Source organism: Nocardia amamiensis (assembly GCF_015477605.1).
Taxonomy (GTDB): Bacteria; Actinomycetota; Actinomycetes; order Mycobacteriales; family Mycobacteriaceae; genus Nocardia; species Nocardia amamiensis_A.
The window spans coordinates 16,765-32,383 of record NZ_JADLQX010000032.1 but is presented as its reverse complement, the minus strand read 5'-3'; the positions used below and the strand labels follow the sequence as shown (position 1 = coordinate 32,383).

The following is a 15,619-nucleotide window of genomic DNA, read 5'->3' as shown; positions in this document are numbered from 1 at the left end:
GGGTCGGGGCCGAGTTCCGGTCATGATCGGAAATCCGGTTCCTGTTGGGGAGATAGATGAAATACAAGAAGTTCGCCGCTACCGCATTGTTGGCCGTCGCCGCCACCGGAGTCACCGCCGGTACCGCCTACGCCGCGCCCACGCCGCCCGCGGTGCAGGACCAGCCGGCCGCGGAGCCCACGGTCACCGGCACCGACCAGGGCGTCGGCTACACGCTGCGGCTGGCCGAGGCGGGTAAGTCGGTGGTCACCAGCGTGACCGGCGGCGCGTTCGACGTCGATGCCGACAATCACTCGGTCACCCTGAAGAATTCCGCGGGCGAGACCGTCACCACGATTCCGCTCACCGCGACGGCCAAGGGCCAAGAGGTCCAGATCGCCGCGAACGTCGCCGACGAGGGCAGGCAGCTCACGCTGACGCCGCAGGTCGCTCCGACCGCGAACGCGCCGGTCGCTGCCGAATTCATCGGCGCACAGGAGTGGTTCTTCGCCGAGTTGCAGCGCGCCTCGCTCGGTGCCCTGGTCGGCGGCCTGATCGGCGCCGCCGTCGGCATCGTCTTCTTCGGCGTCGGCATCCTGCCCGGCGCCGTGCTCGGCGCGCTGATCGGCCTGGCCGTCGCGGGCGGCCCGTCGCTGCTGAACGCGGGTATCGCCTACTTCAGCGGCCAGCCCTGAGAATTCTGATTCTGGGCGGCACCCGGGAAGCCCGGGACCTCGCCCACATCGCTTCCGGCGAGCGAGGATTCGAGATCGTGTCCTCGCTCGCCGGTCGTGTGCGTGCGCCCCGGTTGCCCGAGGGCGCGGTGCGGGTCGGTGGCTTCGGTGGCGCGGAGGGACTGCGTTCCTGGATCGCGGACAACGACGTGACCGCTGTCGTGGACGCCACCCATCCATTCGCGGCGGCCATCAGTGCCAACGTCGCTGCGGCCGCAGGTGATTCGGGTGTGCCGCTGCTGTGCCTGCGGCGGCCGAACTGGCCGGACCGGCCGGGGGATCGATGGGTGCGGGTGCCCGATCTCGCCGCGGCGGCGCAGGTGACCGCGACGCTCGGCGAGCGTGTGTTCCTGACCATCGGCCGTCAAGGCGTGGACGCCTTCGCGGGACAGCAGCGGCAGTGGTTCCTGATCCGAGCCATCGATCCGCCAGCGGGACCGTTGCCGCCTCGACGCGAAATCCTGCTCGCCCGAGGACCTTTCAAGCTCGAGAACGAATCGCGGCTGATCGCACAGCACCGGATCGATGTGCTCGTCACCAAAGACAGCGGCGGCGATCAGACCGAAGCGAAGCTGGCCGCCGCCGGCGAGGCCGGAATTCCGGTCGTCGTGATCGACCGCCCGCCGCTGCCGGAGGGCGTGCAGGTCGTGGAAACCGTTGCCCAGGCGATGGATTGGCTGCGCGAGAAACGAATCGAGCTCGGGCGCGGTTGATCCCTGGCGTGCTCGTATCTCGGAAAGAGCCGTCGCGACCTGTGACGATCAACGGCCGAGAAGCTCGGGCAGGTGATCGAACCAGTCCAGCACCGCCCGCTCGTAGCGGATCCCGAAATCCAATGTGGCGCGGGCGAAAGCCGACATCGTCTCCGGATCCTCGGCGAGGTACCGCGCCAGCCGCTCCTGGTGGATATCCCGGTTGGCCGCGATGATGCCGTCGAGCCGATCACGGTCCAGATGTTCGCCGAACGACAGTGTGAGCAGCAGCGGCACCCGGATGGTCTCGCCGCCGGGATCGCGGGCCACCCATTCCAGGAACGCCTCTCGCCCGGCGTCGGTGATGTGATACGGCGTGCGTTCTCGCGCGCCGGTCTCGCCCTTCTCGACCAGTCCAGCCGCGTCCATGGCGGCGAGCTCCCGATAGACCTGACTCTGCGTGATCGTCCAGAAGTCGCCGATGCGGTCTTGCGCCGTGGCCACCAGGTCCCACCCCGACATGGGACCTTCGTGCAGAAATCCGAGCAACGACGCCGCCGTGGAGTTCAGCGACTTGCGCGTGGTCGTAGCGTTGGTCAACGACTGCTCCCTTCTGCTGAACATTCCATAGTGGAATGTTACCGGAACGGGTGGACTACGCGCTTCCGGCCAACCGGTCGAGCCGGGCGAGCACCTCGGTCATGCCCTCCTCCAGTCGCGACTGGCCCTGTTCCAATCGTGTCTGCGCCTGTTCCAGCCTGGCCTGACCCTGTTCCAACCGGATCTGCCCTTTTTCCAGCACCGTGACCCGCCGGTTGAGCTCGCCGACACGGTCGTGCAGCCCGCTGACGTCCTCGCGCAACTCACCGACGCTCTCCTGCAGTCCGCCGACGTTCTCGCGCAGCTCGCCGACGTCCTCACGAAGCTCTGTGACAGCATTCTCGATCTTCTCCACCCGCCGGTCGAGCCGATCGATGCCGTCCAGTGCTTTCCGGGTGAGTCCCGCGAGTTCGCCCAAGACGACGCCCTGCTCGTCGAGCGATTGCTCGGTCGCGGTGGCCCGTGCCTCCAAGGCTCGCGTGCGCAGCGTCAACTCCGCCAGTGTCGCGGCCAAGTTCCCTCCCATCTCCGGTGCGTCAGGCGATCCTACGCGTTGTCGGCCGCCGCGTCGCGGATCGTCCCGTAGCGCCGGGAGGTGTAGACGCGGGTACCGTGGCCGGTCGCGAACGCGGTCGTGGTCGACGCGCCGATGATCAGCAGCGTGCGCATGTCCACCTCGGCGGGGTCGAGATCGCCGAGCGTCACCACGCGCACCGACTCGGCCGGCCCGCCGACGTCACGCCCGACGACGACGGGCGTATCGGGCTTGCGGTGCTCCAGCAGCAGGTCCCGCATCGCGCCGACCTGCCAGGTGCGCTGCGATGACGCCGGGTTGTAGACCGCGATGGCCATGTCGGCCGCCGCGACGGCGGAAAGACGTTCTGCCACGACATCCCATGGCTTGAGCCGATCGGAGAGCGAGATCATCGCATAGTCGTGTCCGAGCGGCGCACCGACCCGGCTCGCCACCGCGTTGGCCGCGGTGAGTCCGGGAAGCACCCGTACCGGCACCTCGCGCCACCGCGGGTCCGCTGCTTCTTCCAGCACGGCCGCCGCCATCGCGAAAACCCCTGGGTCACCCGAGGAAACGACCGCTACCCGCGCGCCCCGCGTGGCCAGATCCAAGGCCATGGCCGCGCGCTCGGACTCCACCCGGTTGTCGCTGGCGTGGCGGCGCTGGCCAGGTCGTGGTGGCACCCGGTTCAAGTAGGTGGTGTAGCCGACCAGATCGGTGGCGTCCGCCAATGCCGCGCGCACCTCGTCGGTGGTCCATTCCGGCGCGCCGGGACCCAGTCCAACGACGACGACCTCGCCGACTCGCCCGGTCGCTGCCGCATGGGTCATCGGCTGACAGGCAGCTGGATTCGGCTCGGCGCTGGGCAGCGGCGTAGTCGGTTCCGGGCCCGGAACAAGGGTGATGGAGAAGTAGGGGACCTCTGTGTCGTCCACCGCGTCGGCGTGCAGGACGCGCTGCTCGGTGGTGCTCGCGCGCTCGACGTAATAGGCGCCGGAGAGCCGGCCCGAATCGGCAAGAGCCTGGCGCACACCGGGATAGGTGCGGCCGAGCTTCATGATCGCGGCTGCGTCGGTCGCTCGGAGGCGCCGGGTGAGTTCGTCCACCGGCATGGTGCCCGGCAGCACCGTGAGCACCTGTTCGCCTTCGACCAGCGGCGTGCCCAACGCGGCCGACGCCGCGCTCACCGAGGTGATACCCGGGATGATCTCGGTCTCGAACCGGTCGGCCAGCCGGCGGTGCATGTGCATGTAGGAGCTGTAGAACAGCGGGTCACCCGCGGCGAGCAACGCCACCGAGCGGCCCGCTGCCAGGTGCGCGGCCAGGCGCTCGGCGGCGTGTTCGTAGAACTCGTCGATCGCGCCTTGGTAGCCGCCGGGATGGTCGGTGGTCTCGGTGGTCACCGGGTAGACGAGGTGCTCCTCGAGCTGACCCTGGCGCATGTACGGCGCGGCGATGCGGCGGGAGATGCTGCGACCGTGGCGCGCACTGTGGAACGCGATGACGTCCGCCGCCTCGATCACCTTGGCCGCCTTGACCGTCACCAGCTCCGGATCGCCGGGGCCGAGTCCGACGCCCCACAGTTTCCCCGGTGCGCTCATTCCTGTTCGCTCGCAATCGCGTTCAGCGCGGATGCGGTGATCGCGCTGCCGCCGCGCCTGCCGCGGACCGTGAGGTACTCGATGCCGCCGGTCGCGATCAGCGCGTCCTTGGATTCGGCGGCTCCGACGAATCCGACGGGAATGCCGAGCACGGCGGCGGGCCGGGCTGCGCCCGCGTCCAGCAGATCGAGCAGATGGAACAGCGCCGTCGGCGCGTTGCCGATCGCGACGACGGCGCCCTCGAGGCGGTCGCGCCACAGTTCGAGCGCGGCAGCGGAGCGGGTGGTGCCCAGAGCGGACGCCAATTCGGGGACGCGCGGATCGGCGAGGGTGCACACCACCTCGTTGTCGGCGGGCAGTCGTTTTCTGGTCACACCGGAGGCGACCATGGTCGCGTCACACAGAATCGGCGCGCCCGCACGCAGCGCAGCCCGCGCCGCCGCGACGACCCCGGGCGAGAAGGCGATGTCCTCGGCGAGATCTACCTGGCCACAGCCGTGGATCATCCGCACCGCCACTTGCGCCACGTCCGGCGGAAACCGGCTGAGATCGGCCTCGGCGCGGATGGTCGCGAACGAGCGACGGTAGATCTCGGCCCCGTCGGTCAGGTAGCTGGCACGTACGTCGGACATGCGCTCCACCCTATGGGTGCGGGTCCGGACCGGGCGGTCCGGGTTGCGGGGTGCACCGCCGCACGATGTTTCGCCCGGATGACGTTGCCCGCTCAGGTTCGCGGACGCTCGAGGATCCGGGACATGACGATCGAACTCCGCGTGCGTCCGACGCGCGCGTTCTCCCGGATCCGCTCCACGGTCACCTCGATCTCGGCCATGTCGGTGGCCATCACGTGCACCAGCGCGTCGGCCTCCCCCGCGATGGTCCACACGCCGACCACCTGCGGGATCGGTTCCAGGCTGCGTTTCAATTCGGCGGGGGAGATGTTGTCGCGGTAGTAGACCTCGACGTATGCCTCCGTCTTCCAGCCCAGCGCGGCCGGGTTGACCAACGCGGTGAATCCGGTGATCTGCTTGTTCGCGACCAACCGATCGACCCGCCGCTTGACCGCCGGCGCGGACAGCCCGACCGCGCTGCCGATCTCCTGGAACGAGGCGCGCGCGTGCTTCAGCAGCTGTTCGAGAATCCGCCGATCGAGGTCGTCCACATCACATCCTCAGTGGTTTGCGCAATGATCAGTAGTTCTACGGCCGAAATACGCAATAAATCGTTGTTTCTGACGCAATAGTAGTCGACTTACCTTCGTCTCAGCTGAAAGTCCCCGCTGACCTCCGGGAGTTCCGTTGACGTCTGTAGCCACCCTCCAAGTCGAGGCCGCCGCCCGTGGTTCGTCGCCGCGCCGATTCGTCATGTGCCGACCCGATTACTTCGACGTCACCTATTCGATCAACCCCTGGATGAATCCCGCCGAACCCGTCGACCGCGACCTGGCGATCCAACAGTGGGAGACGCTGCGCGCCACCTATGCGGCATACGGGCACACGGTCGAGGTGGTGTCCGGCATCCCGGGCCTGCCCGACATGGTGTTCGCAGCCAACGGTGGTCTGATCGTCGGCGACCGGGCGATGTCGGCCCGCTTCACGCACCGGGAACGCGCTGCCGAAGGTCCCGCCTACCACGAATGGTTCGCCGCGGCCGGGCTGCCGAATCTTGTGGCCGCCAAGGAATTGAACGAAGGGGAAGGTGATTTCCTTCTGGTCGGTGATCGGCTCTTGGCAGGTATGGGATTCCGCAGTTCGCTTGCGGCGCACGAGGAGGTGTCGCGGCACTTCGGTCTGCCGGTGGTGTCCCTGGAATTGGTCGACCCGCGCTTCTACCACCTGGATACGGTGCTGCTTCCGCTGGACGATCGCACCGTCGCCTATTACCCGCCCGCCTTCAGCCCGGCGGCCCGCGCGATTCTCGCCGAGCTTTACCCCGACGCTATCGTGGCGACCGACGAGGACGCGGCGGTGCTCGGATTGAACGGTGTCTGCGACGGTGTCAACGTATTCCTCAGCAGCCGCGCCACCGATCTGAGCGAATCCCTGCGCGAGCGCGGCTACCACCCGGTCGGGATCGAGATGTCCGAGCTGCTCAAGGCGGGCGGATCCGTCAAGTGCTGCACCCTCGAGATCCATGGAAGGTGACGCAGGCCTGGCGACGATCAGCCGATGCGGTAACCCTCGTCTGTCGCGACGATATCGGTGACCTGATCCCGGGGGCGGCCGCAGCGGCGGTCGCAGCCGGACCAATGTTGACGCCCGGCCACCGAAATATCCGTAGCGGCGATCCGGGGAGGCTCCGAGACTTGCCGCGGCGCAGCCTTTTCGGGGTCGGCATCCCGGTCATTCGCTCCATGCTCGAGGGGGTAGGCCGCGGGCAGCACACGACCCGTGTCGACCGCCTCGGATACATCGGCCCGGACGTCGGTATGCGACTTCGCGCAACCGGGTTGCCCGGCGCAGGCGCTGACCAGAAGCCATGGCGAGTCGGCGTCGAAGATCAAACCCATCGGGGCCAGCACGCGCACGACCTGCTCGGCAGCCCACGCCTCGAGGTCGGCCACCACCAGGCCGCGCCACGGCGTGACGACGATCGGTCGCTCGACCGCGGCGAGGAATTCGGCGGTGCGGGCGGGCAGGCAGCCGAGGCGCACACCGGCGCCGAGGCCGACCAACCCGTCTTCCTGCTCCAGCCAGCCGATCGGAAGGCTTCGGCGCACGGGTAATTCGAGCCGATCTGCGACCGGGGAGAGCCCGAGGAGATCGACCACCCGATCAGCGCCCTGTTCGATGTCGTGCAACCGCCACCGTCCCGCGTCCTCGCCGCGCAGATCCAGGAATCCGTGCGCCGCGGCCAGCATGACCTCGATCGTGTCGGCGGCTCGGAGACGGACGCCGCTGTCGCGGCCCGCCAGGAGGAGCGCGAACTCCTCCGCGCCGATCGCATGCACCCCGATGTCGGCGCCGAGCCCGCTGACGTCGCCGCGACCGTCGTCGAGGGTGAACAGCACCCGGCCGGGCAATTCGGCCAGCCGTGGCGCGGCGAGCAGACCGGCGTCCAGCGCGGGGCCCAGCGCGCGCAGGTCCGCCAGGCCGCCGACGCGTCCGGACAGCGGCGAGGCGATGATGTTGCGCACCCGCTCGTGCGTGTGGCTGGGCAGGAGCCCAACGGCGGCGAGCCGGTCTGTCAACGCCGCCGCGTCGCGTACCTGCCGCAATTGGATGTTGCCGCGAGAGGTGAGTTCGATGTTCCCGTCCGCCAGGTCACGGGCTGACTCCGCCAGCGCCTGCAACTGAGCGGGGTTCAGCAGGCCACCGGGCACCCGGATCCGCGCCAGGGGACCGTCGGCTGCCTGGTGCAGCCGCAGCACACCTGGGCAGGAATCCGGACCACGTCGTGTCATAGCTGGTCCAGCCTACGGACCCGTCACCACGGCACCTCTGGCGCATCCACCCGAGGAGCGCCGGCGCACTCGCTGCCGGAGGCGGCCGGGAGACGGGTCACTTGGTGATGGAGTCCATCCAGTCGATCACGGCGGACCGATAGTCGGCGGTGTTGCGTGCGATATTGACCGAGTGGCCGCTACCGGGGAGCACGAAGGTCCGCAACCGTGCGGCCGGACCGAAGAACGGCGCTTCGGCGGCGAGCAGCGTCTCGGCATTCGCGCAGACCGCGTAACCAGGTCCGCAGGACAACCGGTCCGAGCTGCCGTTGACGATCAGGACCGGGGCGCTGATGAAGTTGTTCATCGGCGGCAGGGTGGAGGTCAGCCCGTCGGGATATTCCGTCGGCGAGAAGACCTCCTTGGTCGCTTCGTCGACCGCGAGGACCTCGGGGTCGGCGGTCTCGGGCGCGAAGAAACTGCGTGCGCGGGTTCCGGGCCGCGTGGCGAGGTAGCCGGGATCGTATCCGCGCCCGGCGAACTGGGGATCCTCGGCGGCTCGATGGTAGGTCGCGATCACGCCGAGAACTTCGGAAACGTTGAGGGCGTGGGAGAACCCGGTGAGCAAGACGCCGTCGACGTCCTGGTAGGTGCTCGCCTCCATGACGTCGATACCGGAGCTGAGCGAATGGCCACCGGTGATGACCTTGCCGAACGGCGGCGCGCCCGCCAGTCCCCGGCGCAGGGCCTGGACGATGTCGTGCAAGGCGCGCGCGGACACCGATGCCGTCACCTGCGTGCTGGGCGGCCTGGTGCTCGCGCCGTTACCGAGCCGATCGACCACGAGTGTCGCGTAACCCGCGGCATTCATCGCGCGCCGGAAGTTGTAAGTCTCCGGGGCGTAGGGGAAATCCCAGTACGTGTGGTTGTAGTTGGAACCCGCGATCAGAACCATGACGGTGTCGGTCGGCTGCGCTGTGGGAACGCATAACGTACCCGCCATCACCCCGAGCGGCACCGGAATGGAGACCGATTCACAGCGATCCGGCGGCGTATCCTCCGCGTCGGCCACGCCTGGCGTGAGACAGAGCACCACTGCCGCAGCGGCAGCGAGGATCGACCGTACCGAGATTCGCACGCGACGCAGGCTATGCGCGGACCACTCTACGCGCAATACCGGACCTCGGGTTGGCATCGTTTCGTAACGCTCACTGCGCCAATGCCTTTCAATTCTCATGCGGACAGGTGCGACAGCTGCCGAAACCGCGCACCGAGCCGTCGCCCGCAGAGAACGGTTCGGCCGTATCCCACCGCAGCCGACGAGTCGACGGCCGGTCGTGTGTCGAGGTATCCGGCGAACGCCGCTACCGCGCATAATGATCCGTGGCTATCGCGGAGTAGAGCCGCATGATGTCCCGGCCGCCAGCAACATCTGGACGCCCGGGGCGACCCGGTGAACTGAGGAGCGCGGGAACATGGGGTCGATGGAGCAAGGGGCGGGCACGCGGGCGGTGCACTTCGTCGGAAGTTTTCCGGCCGAGAGTACGGATGTCGCGATGCGGGCGATGCTCGATGGCGCGGGTCCGCGGTTGCGTACCCTGCCGACGGGAGAGGCTCGGCGTTACGAGTTCTACATCCAGCCGATCATCGAAGATTTGGTGTCCCAAGGAGTCTTGGAGGTGCGGAAACCCGGCGCGTGGCAGTCGAGCAGGGACCGCACGATTCATCGCGTCGCGCGCGGGACCGAATTGAGCGGTGACGCCCTGGATCTCGGGTACCTCAGGGAGGCCGAGGAGGCATGGCCGACATTCCGGAAGTTGCGCGAGGACCGGCAGTTGCCCGATCTCGCCTTGCAGATCGGCATGCCGACCGATTTCACGCTCACGTTCATCGCCTTGGGGGCGTCCGGGATCCGGCCCCACCGGCAAGCGTTCATCGACGCCACCGTGCGCGACATCACCGCGATTCGCGAGCTGGCCGGTGAGGACGTCGTCGTGCAACTCGAGGCCACCGCGGAACTGGTGTTGTTGGCCAAGGCGCAGCCGTTCCATCGCCAGGTGGACCGGCTGCTGGGATTGGGCCGCGGTATCGCCGCGCTGGCCGCGGCGGCTCCTGCGGGAACTCGATTCGGGGTACACCTCTGCCTGGGCAGTCTGCGCAACAAAGCCCGCGGGAAGCTGCGCGACGCGCGGCCGTTCGTGGATCTGGCCAATTCCGTCGTCCGGCATTGGCCGCACGGGCGGGTCCTGGAATACCTGCACGGACCCTTCGCGGCGGGCGACAGACCACCCTCGGCGAAGACCGAATTCTATGCGCCGCTGGCTGACCTGTCCCTCTGCGAAGGCACCGATTTCTATGCCGGATTGGTGCACGACATTCCCAGCGAGGAACAGCAATTGGAGACATTGGCGGTTATCGAGCACGCACTCGGACGCCCAGTCGACGGGGTCGCCAGCGCTTGCGGACTCGGCCGTCGCCCCCGTCCGGTCGCTGATGTGCTCATGGCGCGGGCTGATGCGCTGGCGGGGGCACCGGACAACTGAGTCCGTTCCTTCCGCGTCGGTGTCGGATGGCCGCTCCCGGAAGGCTATCGAGCCAACGGATCCATGTGTCCTGGGAGGGCTCTGACAGCTGATTGTGTGCAGTTCTGCTGTCGATACCGCTGATTGTCCAGCGCGGCAGTGCTGTGCGTTGGTCCGGAGCGCGTGATCTACCGGCGTGACGCCGAGCATCGTGTTGGCGCGACGAACGGCCAGAAGACTGGCACCGCAAGATCTTTCGAGTCACAGGTTCAGTGCGCGCACACTACAGTGGCTCGGCGCCGACATCGGCTTCCTCACGACAGGGCGCGTCACCTGCAGGTGACAGTTTGTTACGATTTGGTCAAGGACACGGAGAGGTACGGTGTCGAGCATGGAGCGAGCACCGCGTGGCGTCGATCCCACCACGCCGAACTCCGCTCGGGTGTACGACTATCTGCTCGGCGGCAAAGACAACTATGAGGTGGACCGGGCAGTCGCCCGTCGCATGCTCTCGATCGCGCCCGACACCAGGACCTTGGCCTGGTTCAGCCGCCAATTCCTGGTAAACGCAGTCCAATTGGCGGCCGAGGCGGGCGTTCGGCAGTTCATCGATCTCGGTGCGGGTATCCCGACCTCGCCCAATGTCCACGAGGTTGCGCGCAAGACCGATCCGTCGGCGCGGGTGGTGTACGTCGACTTCGACCCGGTCGTGTACGCGCACTGCAATGCTCTGCTGGCCGCTTCGGACGGCGTGGCGGCAATGCTGGGCGATGTCCGCAGGCCGGACGACATCCTGGACCGGTTGGCATCCGGGAAGCTGATCGACTTCGACGAGCCGGTCGCGATCACGCTGGTCGGCGTTCTGCACTTCGTGATGGACGACGAACACCCCGCCGAGATCGTCGCCCGATTCCGCGACGCGATGGCCCCGGGAAGCTATCTGGCCTTCACGCACGGCTCGGACAGCAGCGATCCGGAATTCATCAGTCAGTCGTCGGCGGACACCGCCAAGTCCTCGGCGCAGGTGAGGTATCGATCCGCGGCGCGGGTCGCCTCGTTCTTCGACGGCTTCGACATGCTCGATCCCGGCGTGGTTCCCTTGCAGCGGTGGCTCGACGACGACCTGCCCGCCACGCGGCTGGTGCTCCTGGGCGGAGTAGTCCGCAAAGCGTGACGCGCGCGCGACGGCTAAGGTCGGCGTATGTCCGAAATCTCTTCTCTCGCTGACCGGCTTGCCGTCGTCGACGTGATCACCAAGATGTTCGTCTACACCGATCAGCGGCGGTGGGAAGCGTTGTCGGCGGAGGTGTTCACGCCGAAGGTCGATTTCGACGGCGGGTTCGGCGGGCCGGTCGGAGAGCGGGCCGCGGCCGACATCATCGAGGACTGGCGCACCGGACTCGCCGACCTGGACGGCGTCCACCATCAGTCCGGCAACCACCTGATCGACCTGCACGGCGACACGGCGACCGTGCACGCCGACGCGATCGCCGTGCACGTGAAGAACGCCGCCGTCAACGGCAAGACGCGCACGTTCGTCGGCAGCTACTCGATCGGCACCGAGCGCACCGCGGAAGGATGGCGGGTCAACCGGTTCCATTACCGCCTCAAGGTGATCGACGGAAACGCCGACCTGACCTAGCTCCCTGGGCAAGAGGGGTCGGCCCGGCGCTCTCGTCGGCCCCGATCGTCGTCCGCGGGCGACCCCGACCGAATCCACCACCTCGCCTCAGCGCGTCATTCGTCGACGGCTTCCTGGCGGCTCCCGGTACGGCACGACCACATGCCGACGAACCCGGCCCCGGCGGCAGGTAGCATCGGCATGCTCGGCGGACGACGAGGAAACCGGTGGAAATCCGGTGCGGTCGCGCCACTGTAGAAAGCCAGACCCTCTCCGGCGAGCAGCGAACCCCCGATGGGCGCGTCACCCGAGGAAGGCTGCCACCGTGATTGTGCTGTTGTCCACGTCCGACACCGATCTGCTGAGCGCGCGCGCCAGCGGCGCCGACTACCGGTGGGGCAATCCGGCCCGACTTCTGGTCGACGACCTACCCGGTCTGCTCGACGGCGCCGATCTGGTGATCGTGCGGATCCTCGGCGGCAAGCGGGCGTGGGAGGACGGGCTGGAGGTGCTGCGCGCGAGCGGCGTGCCGCTGGTCGCGCTCGGTGGCGAGCTCGCGCCGGATGCCGAGCTGATGGAATGCTCCACCGTGCCGGGCGGCGTCGCGGCCGACGCCCACAACTACCTCGCCGCCGGCGGCCCGGAGAACCTGCGCCAGCTGCACAACTTCCTGTCCGACACCGTGCTGCTCACCGGGCACGGCTTCGAGCCGCCGATCCAGTTGCCGGGCTGGGGCGAACTGGACCGGGTCGCGGCGGCGCCGGTCGACGGCCCGACCGTCGCGGTGATCTACTACCGTGCCCAGCATCTCGCGGGCAATACCGTCTACGTCGACGCACTGTGCACCGCGATCGAACAGGCGGGCGCGCGTCCGCTGCCGCTGTTCTGCGCGTCGCTGCGCACCGCCGAACCCGAGCTGCTCGCGACCCTGCGCCGGGCCGACGCGCTGGTGGTGACAGTGCTGGCCGCGGGGGGCACCAAACCGGCCACCGCCTCCGCGGGCGGCGAGGACGAGGCGTGGGACGTCGGTGCGCTCGCCGACCTGGACATACCCATCCTGCAAGGCCTCTGCCTGACCACCGGCCGCGCCCAATGGGAGGCCAACGACGACGGCCTGTCCCCGCTGGACGTCGCGACCCAGGTCGCGGTGCCGGAGTTCGACGGCCGGATCATCACGGTGCCGTTCTCGTTCAAGGAATTCGACGCCGACGGGCTGTCGACCTACGTCCCCGACGCCGAGCGCGCGGCCCGCGTCGCGGGCATCGCGACCCGCTACGCCCGGCTGCGCCACATCCCCGCCGCGCGCAAACGCGTCGCGATCATGCTGTCGGCCTACCCGACCAAGCATGCCCGCATCGGCAACGCCGTCGGTCTGGACACCCCGGCCAGCGCGATCCGCCTGCTCACCGAGATGCGCGCCGCCGGTTATGACCTCGGCGCGCCGGGCGAGGTCCCCGGGCTGGACGAGCACGATGGCGACGCCCTCATTCACGCCCTGATCGCGGCGGGCGGCCAGGATCCGGACTGGCTGACCTCCGAGCAGCTGGCGGGCAACCCGATCCGCATCAGCGCCGCGGCCTACGCCGCCTGGTTCGACACCCTGCCCGCCGACCTGCGTGACGCCGTCGTCGAGGCATGGGGCCCGCCGCCCGGCGAACTCTACGTCGACCGCTCGTCCGATCCGGACGGCGAGATCGTCATCGCCGCACTGCGTTTCGGCAATGTCGTGCTGATGGTGCAGCCGCCGCGCGGCTTCGGCGACAACCCCGTCGCGATCTACCACGATCCCGACCTGCCACCCAGCCATCACTACCTGGCCGCGTACCGGTGGCTCAGCGCCCCCGACGGGTTCGGCGCCGACGCGATGGTGCACTTGGGCAAGCACGGAAACCTGGAGTGGCTGCCGGGCAAGACGCTCGGCATGTCGGCCTCCTGCGGCACCGATGCGGCGCTCGGCGACCTGCCGCTGATCTATCCGTTCCTGGTGAACGATCCGGGTGAGGGCACCCAGGCCAAGCGACGTGCGCACGCCACCCTGGTCGATCACCTGATCCCCCCGATGGCCCGCGCCGAAAGCTACGGGGACATCTCGCGGCTGGAGCAGCTGCTCGATGAGCACGCCAACATCTCCGCACTCGACCCGGCCAAGCTGCCCGCCATCCGCCAGCAGATCTGGACGCTGATGCGCGCCGCCAAGATGGACCACGACCTCGGCCTCACCGAGCGCCCGGACGAGGACTCCTTCGACGACATGCTGCTGCACGTCGACGGCTGGCTGTGCGAGATCAAGGACGTCCAGATCCGCGACGGTCTGCACGTGCTCGGCCAGGCGCCCGTGGGAGAGGGGGAGCTCGACCTGGTGCTGGCCATGCTCCGCGCGCGCCAGCTGTGGGGCGGTGAGCGCACCGTGCCCGGCCTGCGCGAAGCGCTCGGGCTCGACGAGTCGGGCAGCGAGGCGCGCGAGCGCGTCGACGCGGTGGAGGGCAGCGCCCGCGCACTCGTCGCGGCATTGCAGGCAGCGAACTGGTCGCCGGACGCGGTCGACGGCATCACCGACAATCCCGAGGTCCGGCGGGTGCTGCGGTTCGCGGCCACCGAGGTTGCGCCGCGTCTACGGCAGACCGGCGTGGAGCTCGACCGGGTGCTGCACGCGCTCGACGGCGGCTTCATCCCGGCGGGCCCGAGCGGCTCGCCGTTGCGCGGCCTGATCAACGTCTTGCCGACCGGACGCAACTTCTACTCGGTCGACCCCAAGGCCGTGCCGTCGCGGCTGGCCTGGGAGACCGGCCAGGCCATGGCGGAGTCGCTGCTGGACCGGTACCGGGCCGACCACGGCGAATACCCGCGGTCGGTCGGCCTCTCGGTCTGGGGCACCTCCGCCATGCGCACCTCTGGCGACGACATCGCCGAAGTCCTTGCGCTGCTGGGTGTCCGGCCGGTCTGGGACGAGGCCAGTCGCCGGGTCAGCACGCTCGAGGTGATCTCGCTCGAGGAACTCGGCCGTCCCCGCATCGATGTCACCGTGCGCATCAGCGGCTTCTTCCGCGACGCCTTCCCCCACGTACTGGCCTTGCTGGATGACGCGGTCCGCCTCGTCGCGGGCTTGGACGAACCGGGCGAAGCGAACTACGTGCGCGCGCACGCCGAAGCGGACCTGGCCGAGCACGGCGACCAGCGGCGCGCCACCACCCGCATCTTCGGCTCCAAGCCGGGCACCTACGGCGCGGGTCTGCTGCAGCTGATCGACTCGAAGAGCTGGCGCACCGACGACGACCTCGCCGAGGTGTACACCACCTGGGGCGGCTACGCCTACGGCCGGGATCTGGACGGCGCGCCCGCCGCGGCGGACATGCGCGGGGCGTACCGCCGAATCGCGGTGGCGGCGAAGAACACCGACACGCGCGAACACGACATCGCCGACTCCGACGACTATTTCCAGTTCCACGGCGGTATGGTCGCCACGGTTCGCGCGCTGACCGGCAAGAATCCGGAGGCCTACATCGGCGACAGCACCAGGCCCGACGCGGTGCGCACCCGGACGCTGTCGGAGGAGACCTCGCGGGTGTTCCGTGCCCGCGTGGTGAATCCGCGGTGGTTGGAGGCCATGCGCAGGCACGGGTACAAGGGCGCGTTCGAAATGGCGGCGACCGTCGACTATTTGTTCGGCTACGACGCCACGACCAACGTCGTGGCGGACTGGATGTACGAGAAGCTCACGGAGAGTTACGTATTCGACGACGTGAACCGCAAGTTCATGGAGCAGTCCAACCCATGGGCGCTGCACGGCATAGCCGAGCGGCTGCTGGAGGCCGCCGAACGGAAACTCTGGGAGCATCCGGAACCGGACACGCTCGACCGGCTGCGCCAGGTCTACCTGGAGACCGAAGGAGAACTGGAGTAGCGGGCATCGCCATCCTCCGATCGGTCGGGTGTGCCGCGAAATACTCCGCCTAGCATGACATTTCGGGCATCGA

The 15,619-nt window shown here is 68.6% G+C and carries 14 protein-coding genes; 7 read left to right on the top strand and 7 right to left on the bottom strand.

Features of this window, described 5'->3' with window-relative positions; translation table 11 throughout:
- Positions 1–56 precede the first annotated feature (56 nt).
- The gene (locus tag IU459_RS30340; RefSeq protein ID WP_195133022.1) at positions 57–674 is read left to right on the top strand and encodes a hypothetical protein; all 618 of its coding nucleotides are present in this window, start codon (positions 57–59) and stop codon (positions 672–674) included.
- A gap of 2 nt (positions 675–676) precedes the next feature.
- Positions 677–1,426, top strand: a complete 750-nt coding sequence (locus IU459_RS30335; RefSeq protein WP_324199090.1) for a cobalt-precorrin-6A reductase — start codon at positions 677–679, stop codon at positions 1,424–1,426.
- Between the two features lie 48 nt (positions 1,427–1,474).
- On the opposite strand, the gene IU459_RS30330 is transcribed toward IU459_RS30335, so the two are convergent.
- The 5 genes from IU459_RS30330 to IU459_RS30310 form a co-directional block, all read right to left on the bottom strand.
- Positions 1,475–2,029, bottom strand: coding sequence for a PadR family transcriptional regulator (locus IU459_RS30330; RefSeq protein WP_195133021.1), 555 nt, complete (start codon positions 2,027–2,029; stop codon positions 1,475–1,477).
- 31 nt (positions 2,030–2,060) lie between these two features.
- On the bottom strand, positions 2,061–2,519 hold the full coding sequence (locus IU459_RS30325) for a hypothetical protein (RefSeq protein WP_195133020.1): 459 nt from the start codon (positions 2,517–2,519) through the stop codon (positions 2,061–2,063).
- Positions 2,520–2,551: 32 nt separating this feature from the next.
- Positions 2,552–4,120, bottom strand: a complete 1,569-nt coding sequence (cobJ, locus tag IU459_RS30320) for a precorrin-3B C(17)-methyltransferase (protein ID WP_195133019.1) — start codon at positions 4,118–4,120, stop codon at positions 2,552–2,554.
- The gene (locus IU459_RS30315; protein ID WP_195133018.1) at positions 4,117–4,752 is read right to left on the bottom strand and encodes a precorrin-8X methylmutase; all 636 of its coding nucleotides are present in this window, start codon (positions 4,750–4,752) and stop codon (positions 4,117–4,119) included. Before IU459_RS30315 ends, cobJ begins: the two co-directional genes overlap by 4 nt.
- A 92-nt stretch (positions 4,753–4,844) precedes the next feature.
- Positions 4,845–5,282, bottom strand: a complete 438-nt coding sequence (locus tag IU459_RS30310; protein WP_067470668.1) for an Lrp/AsnC family transcriptional regulator — start codon at positions 5,280–5,282, stop codon at positions 4,845–4,847.
- Between the two features lie 136 nt (positions 5,283–5,418).
- Here IU459_RS30310 and ddaH point away from each other — a divergent pair, with 136 nt between their 5' ends.
- Entirely contained in the window at positions 5,419–6,264 is an 846-nt protein-coding gene (gene ddaH, locus IU459_RS30305) for a dimethylargininase (protein WP_228838740.1), read from the top strand.
- Positions 6,265–6,281: 17 nt separating this feature from the next.
- Here ddaH and IU459_RS30300 read toward each other — a convergent pair whose 3' ends face one another.
- Positions 6,282–7,523 carry a nitrite/sulfite reductase gene (locus tag IU459_RS30300; protein ID WP_195133017.1) on the bottom strand — a complete coding sequence of 414 codons (1,242 nt, stop codon included), beginning with the start codon at positions 7,521–7,523 and terminating at the stop codon, positions 6,282–6,284.
- A gap of 97 nt (positions 7,524–7,620) precedes the next feature.
- Complete coding sequence (locus IU459_RS30295) at positions 7,621–8,640, bottom strand: alpha/beta hydrolase (protein WP_324199086.1); 1,020 nt, start codon at positions 8,638–8,640, stop codon at positions 7,621–7,623.
- 337 nt (positions 8,641–8,977) lie between these two features.
- Here IU459_RS30295 and IU459_RS30290 point away from each other — a divergent pair, with 337 nt between their 5' ends.
- The 4 genes from IU459_RS30290 to cobN all read left to right on the top strand — a co-directional run bounded on the left by IU459_RS30290 (position 8,978) and on the right by cobN (position 15,546).
- Complete coding sequence (locus IU459_RS30290; protein ID WP_228838739.1) at positions 8,978–10,045, top strand: hypothetical protein; 1,068 nt, start codon at positions 8,978–8,980, stop codon at positions 10,043–10,045.
- A 370-nt stretch (positions 10,046–10,415) separates the two neighbouring features.
- The gene (locus IU459_RS30285; protein WP_195133016.1) at positions 10,416–11,198 is read left to right on the top strand and encodes an SAM-dependent methyltransferase; all 783 of its coding nucleotides are present in this window, start codon (positions 10,416–10,418) and stop codon (positions 11,196–11,198) included.
- 27 nt (positions 11,199–11,225) lie between these two features.
- Positions 11,226–11,666 carry a nuclear transport factor 2 family protein gene (locus IU459_RS30280; RefSeq protein ID WP_195133015.1) on the top strand — a complete coding sequence of 147 codons (441 nt, stop codon included), beginning with the start codon at positions 11,226–11,228 and terminating at the stop codon, positions 11,664–11,666.
- 304 nt (positions 11,667–11,970) lie between these two features.
- Positions 11,971–15,546, top strand: coding sequence for a cobaltochelatase subunit CobN (gene cobN, locus IU459_RS30275; RefSeq protein WP_195133014.1), 3,576 nt, complete (start codon positions 11,971–11,973; stop codon positions 15,544–15,546).
- Positions 15,547–15,619: the final 73 nt, after the last annotated feature.

Bases quoted from the DNA above. Each gene is read 5' to 3' on its own strand.
- IU459_RS30340 (WP_195133022.1), top strand. From the start codon at position 57: ATGAAATACAAGAAGTTCGCCGCTACCGCATTGTTGGCCGTCGCCGCC.
- IU459_RS30330 (WP_195133021.1), bottom strand. From the start codon at position 2,029: ATGTTCAGCAGAAGGGAGCAGTCGTTGACCAACGCTACGACCACGCGC.
- cobJ (WP_195133019.1), bottom strand. From the start codon at position 4,120: ATGAGCGCACCGGGGAAACTGTGGGGCGTCGGACTCGGCCCCGGCGAT.
- IU459_RS30315 (WP_195133018.1), bottom strand. From the start codon at position 4,752: ATGTCCGACGTACGTGCCAGCTACCTGACCGACGGGGCCGAGATCTAC.
- IU459_RS30300 (WP_195133017.1), bottom strand. From the start codon at position 7,523: ATGACACGACGTGGTCCGGATTCCTGCCCAGGTGTGCTGCGGCTGCAC.
- IU459_RS30290 (WP_228838739.1), top strand. From the start codon at position 8,978: ATGGGGTCGATGGAGCAAGGGGCGGGCACGCGGGCGGTGCACTTCGTC.
- IU459_RS30285 (WP_195133016.1), top strand. From the start codon at position 10,416: ATGGAGCGAGCACCGCGTGGCGTCGATCCCACCACGCCGAACTCCGCT.
- IU459_RS30280 (WP_195133015.1), top strand. From the start codon at position 11,226: ATGTCCGAAATCTCTTCTCTCGCTGACCGGCTTGCCGTCGTCGACGTG.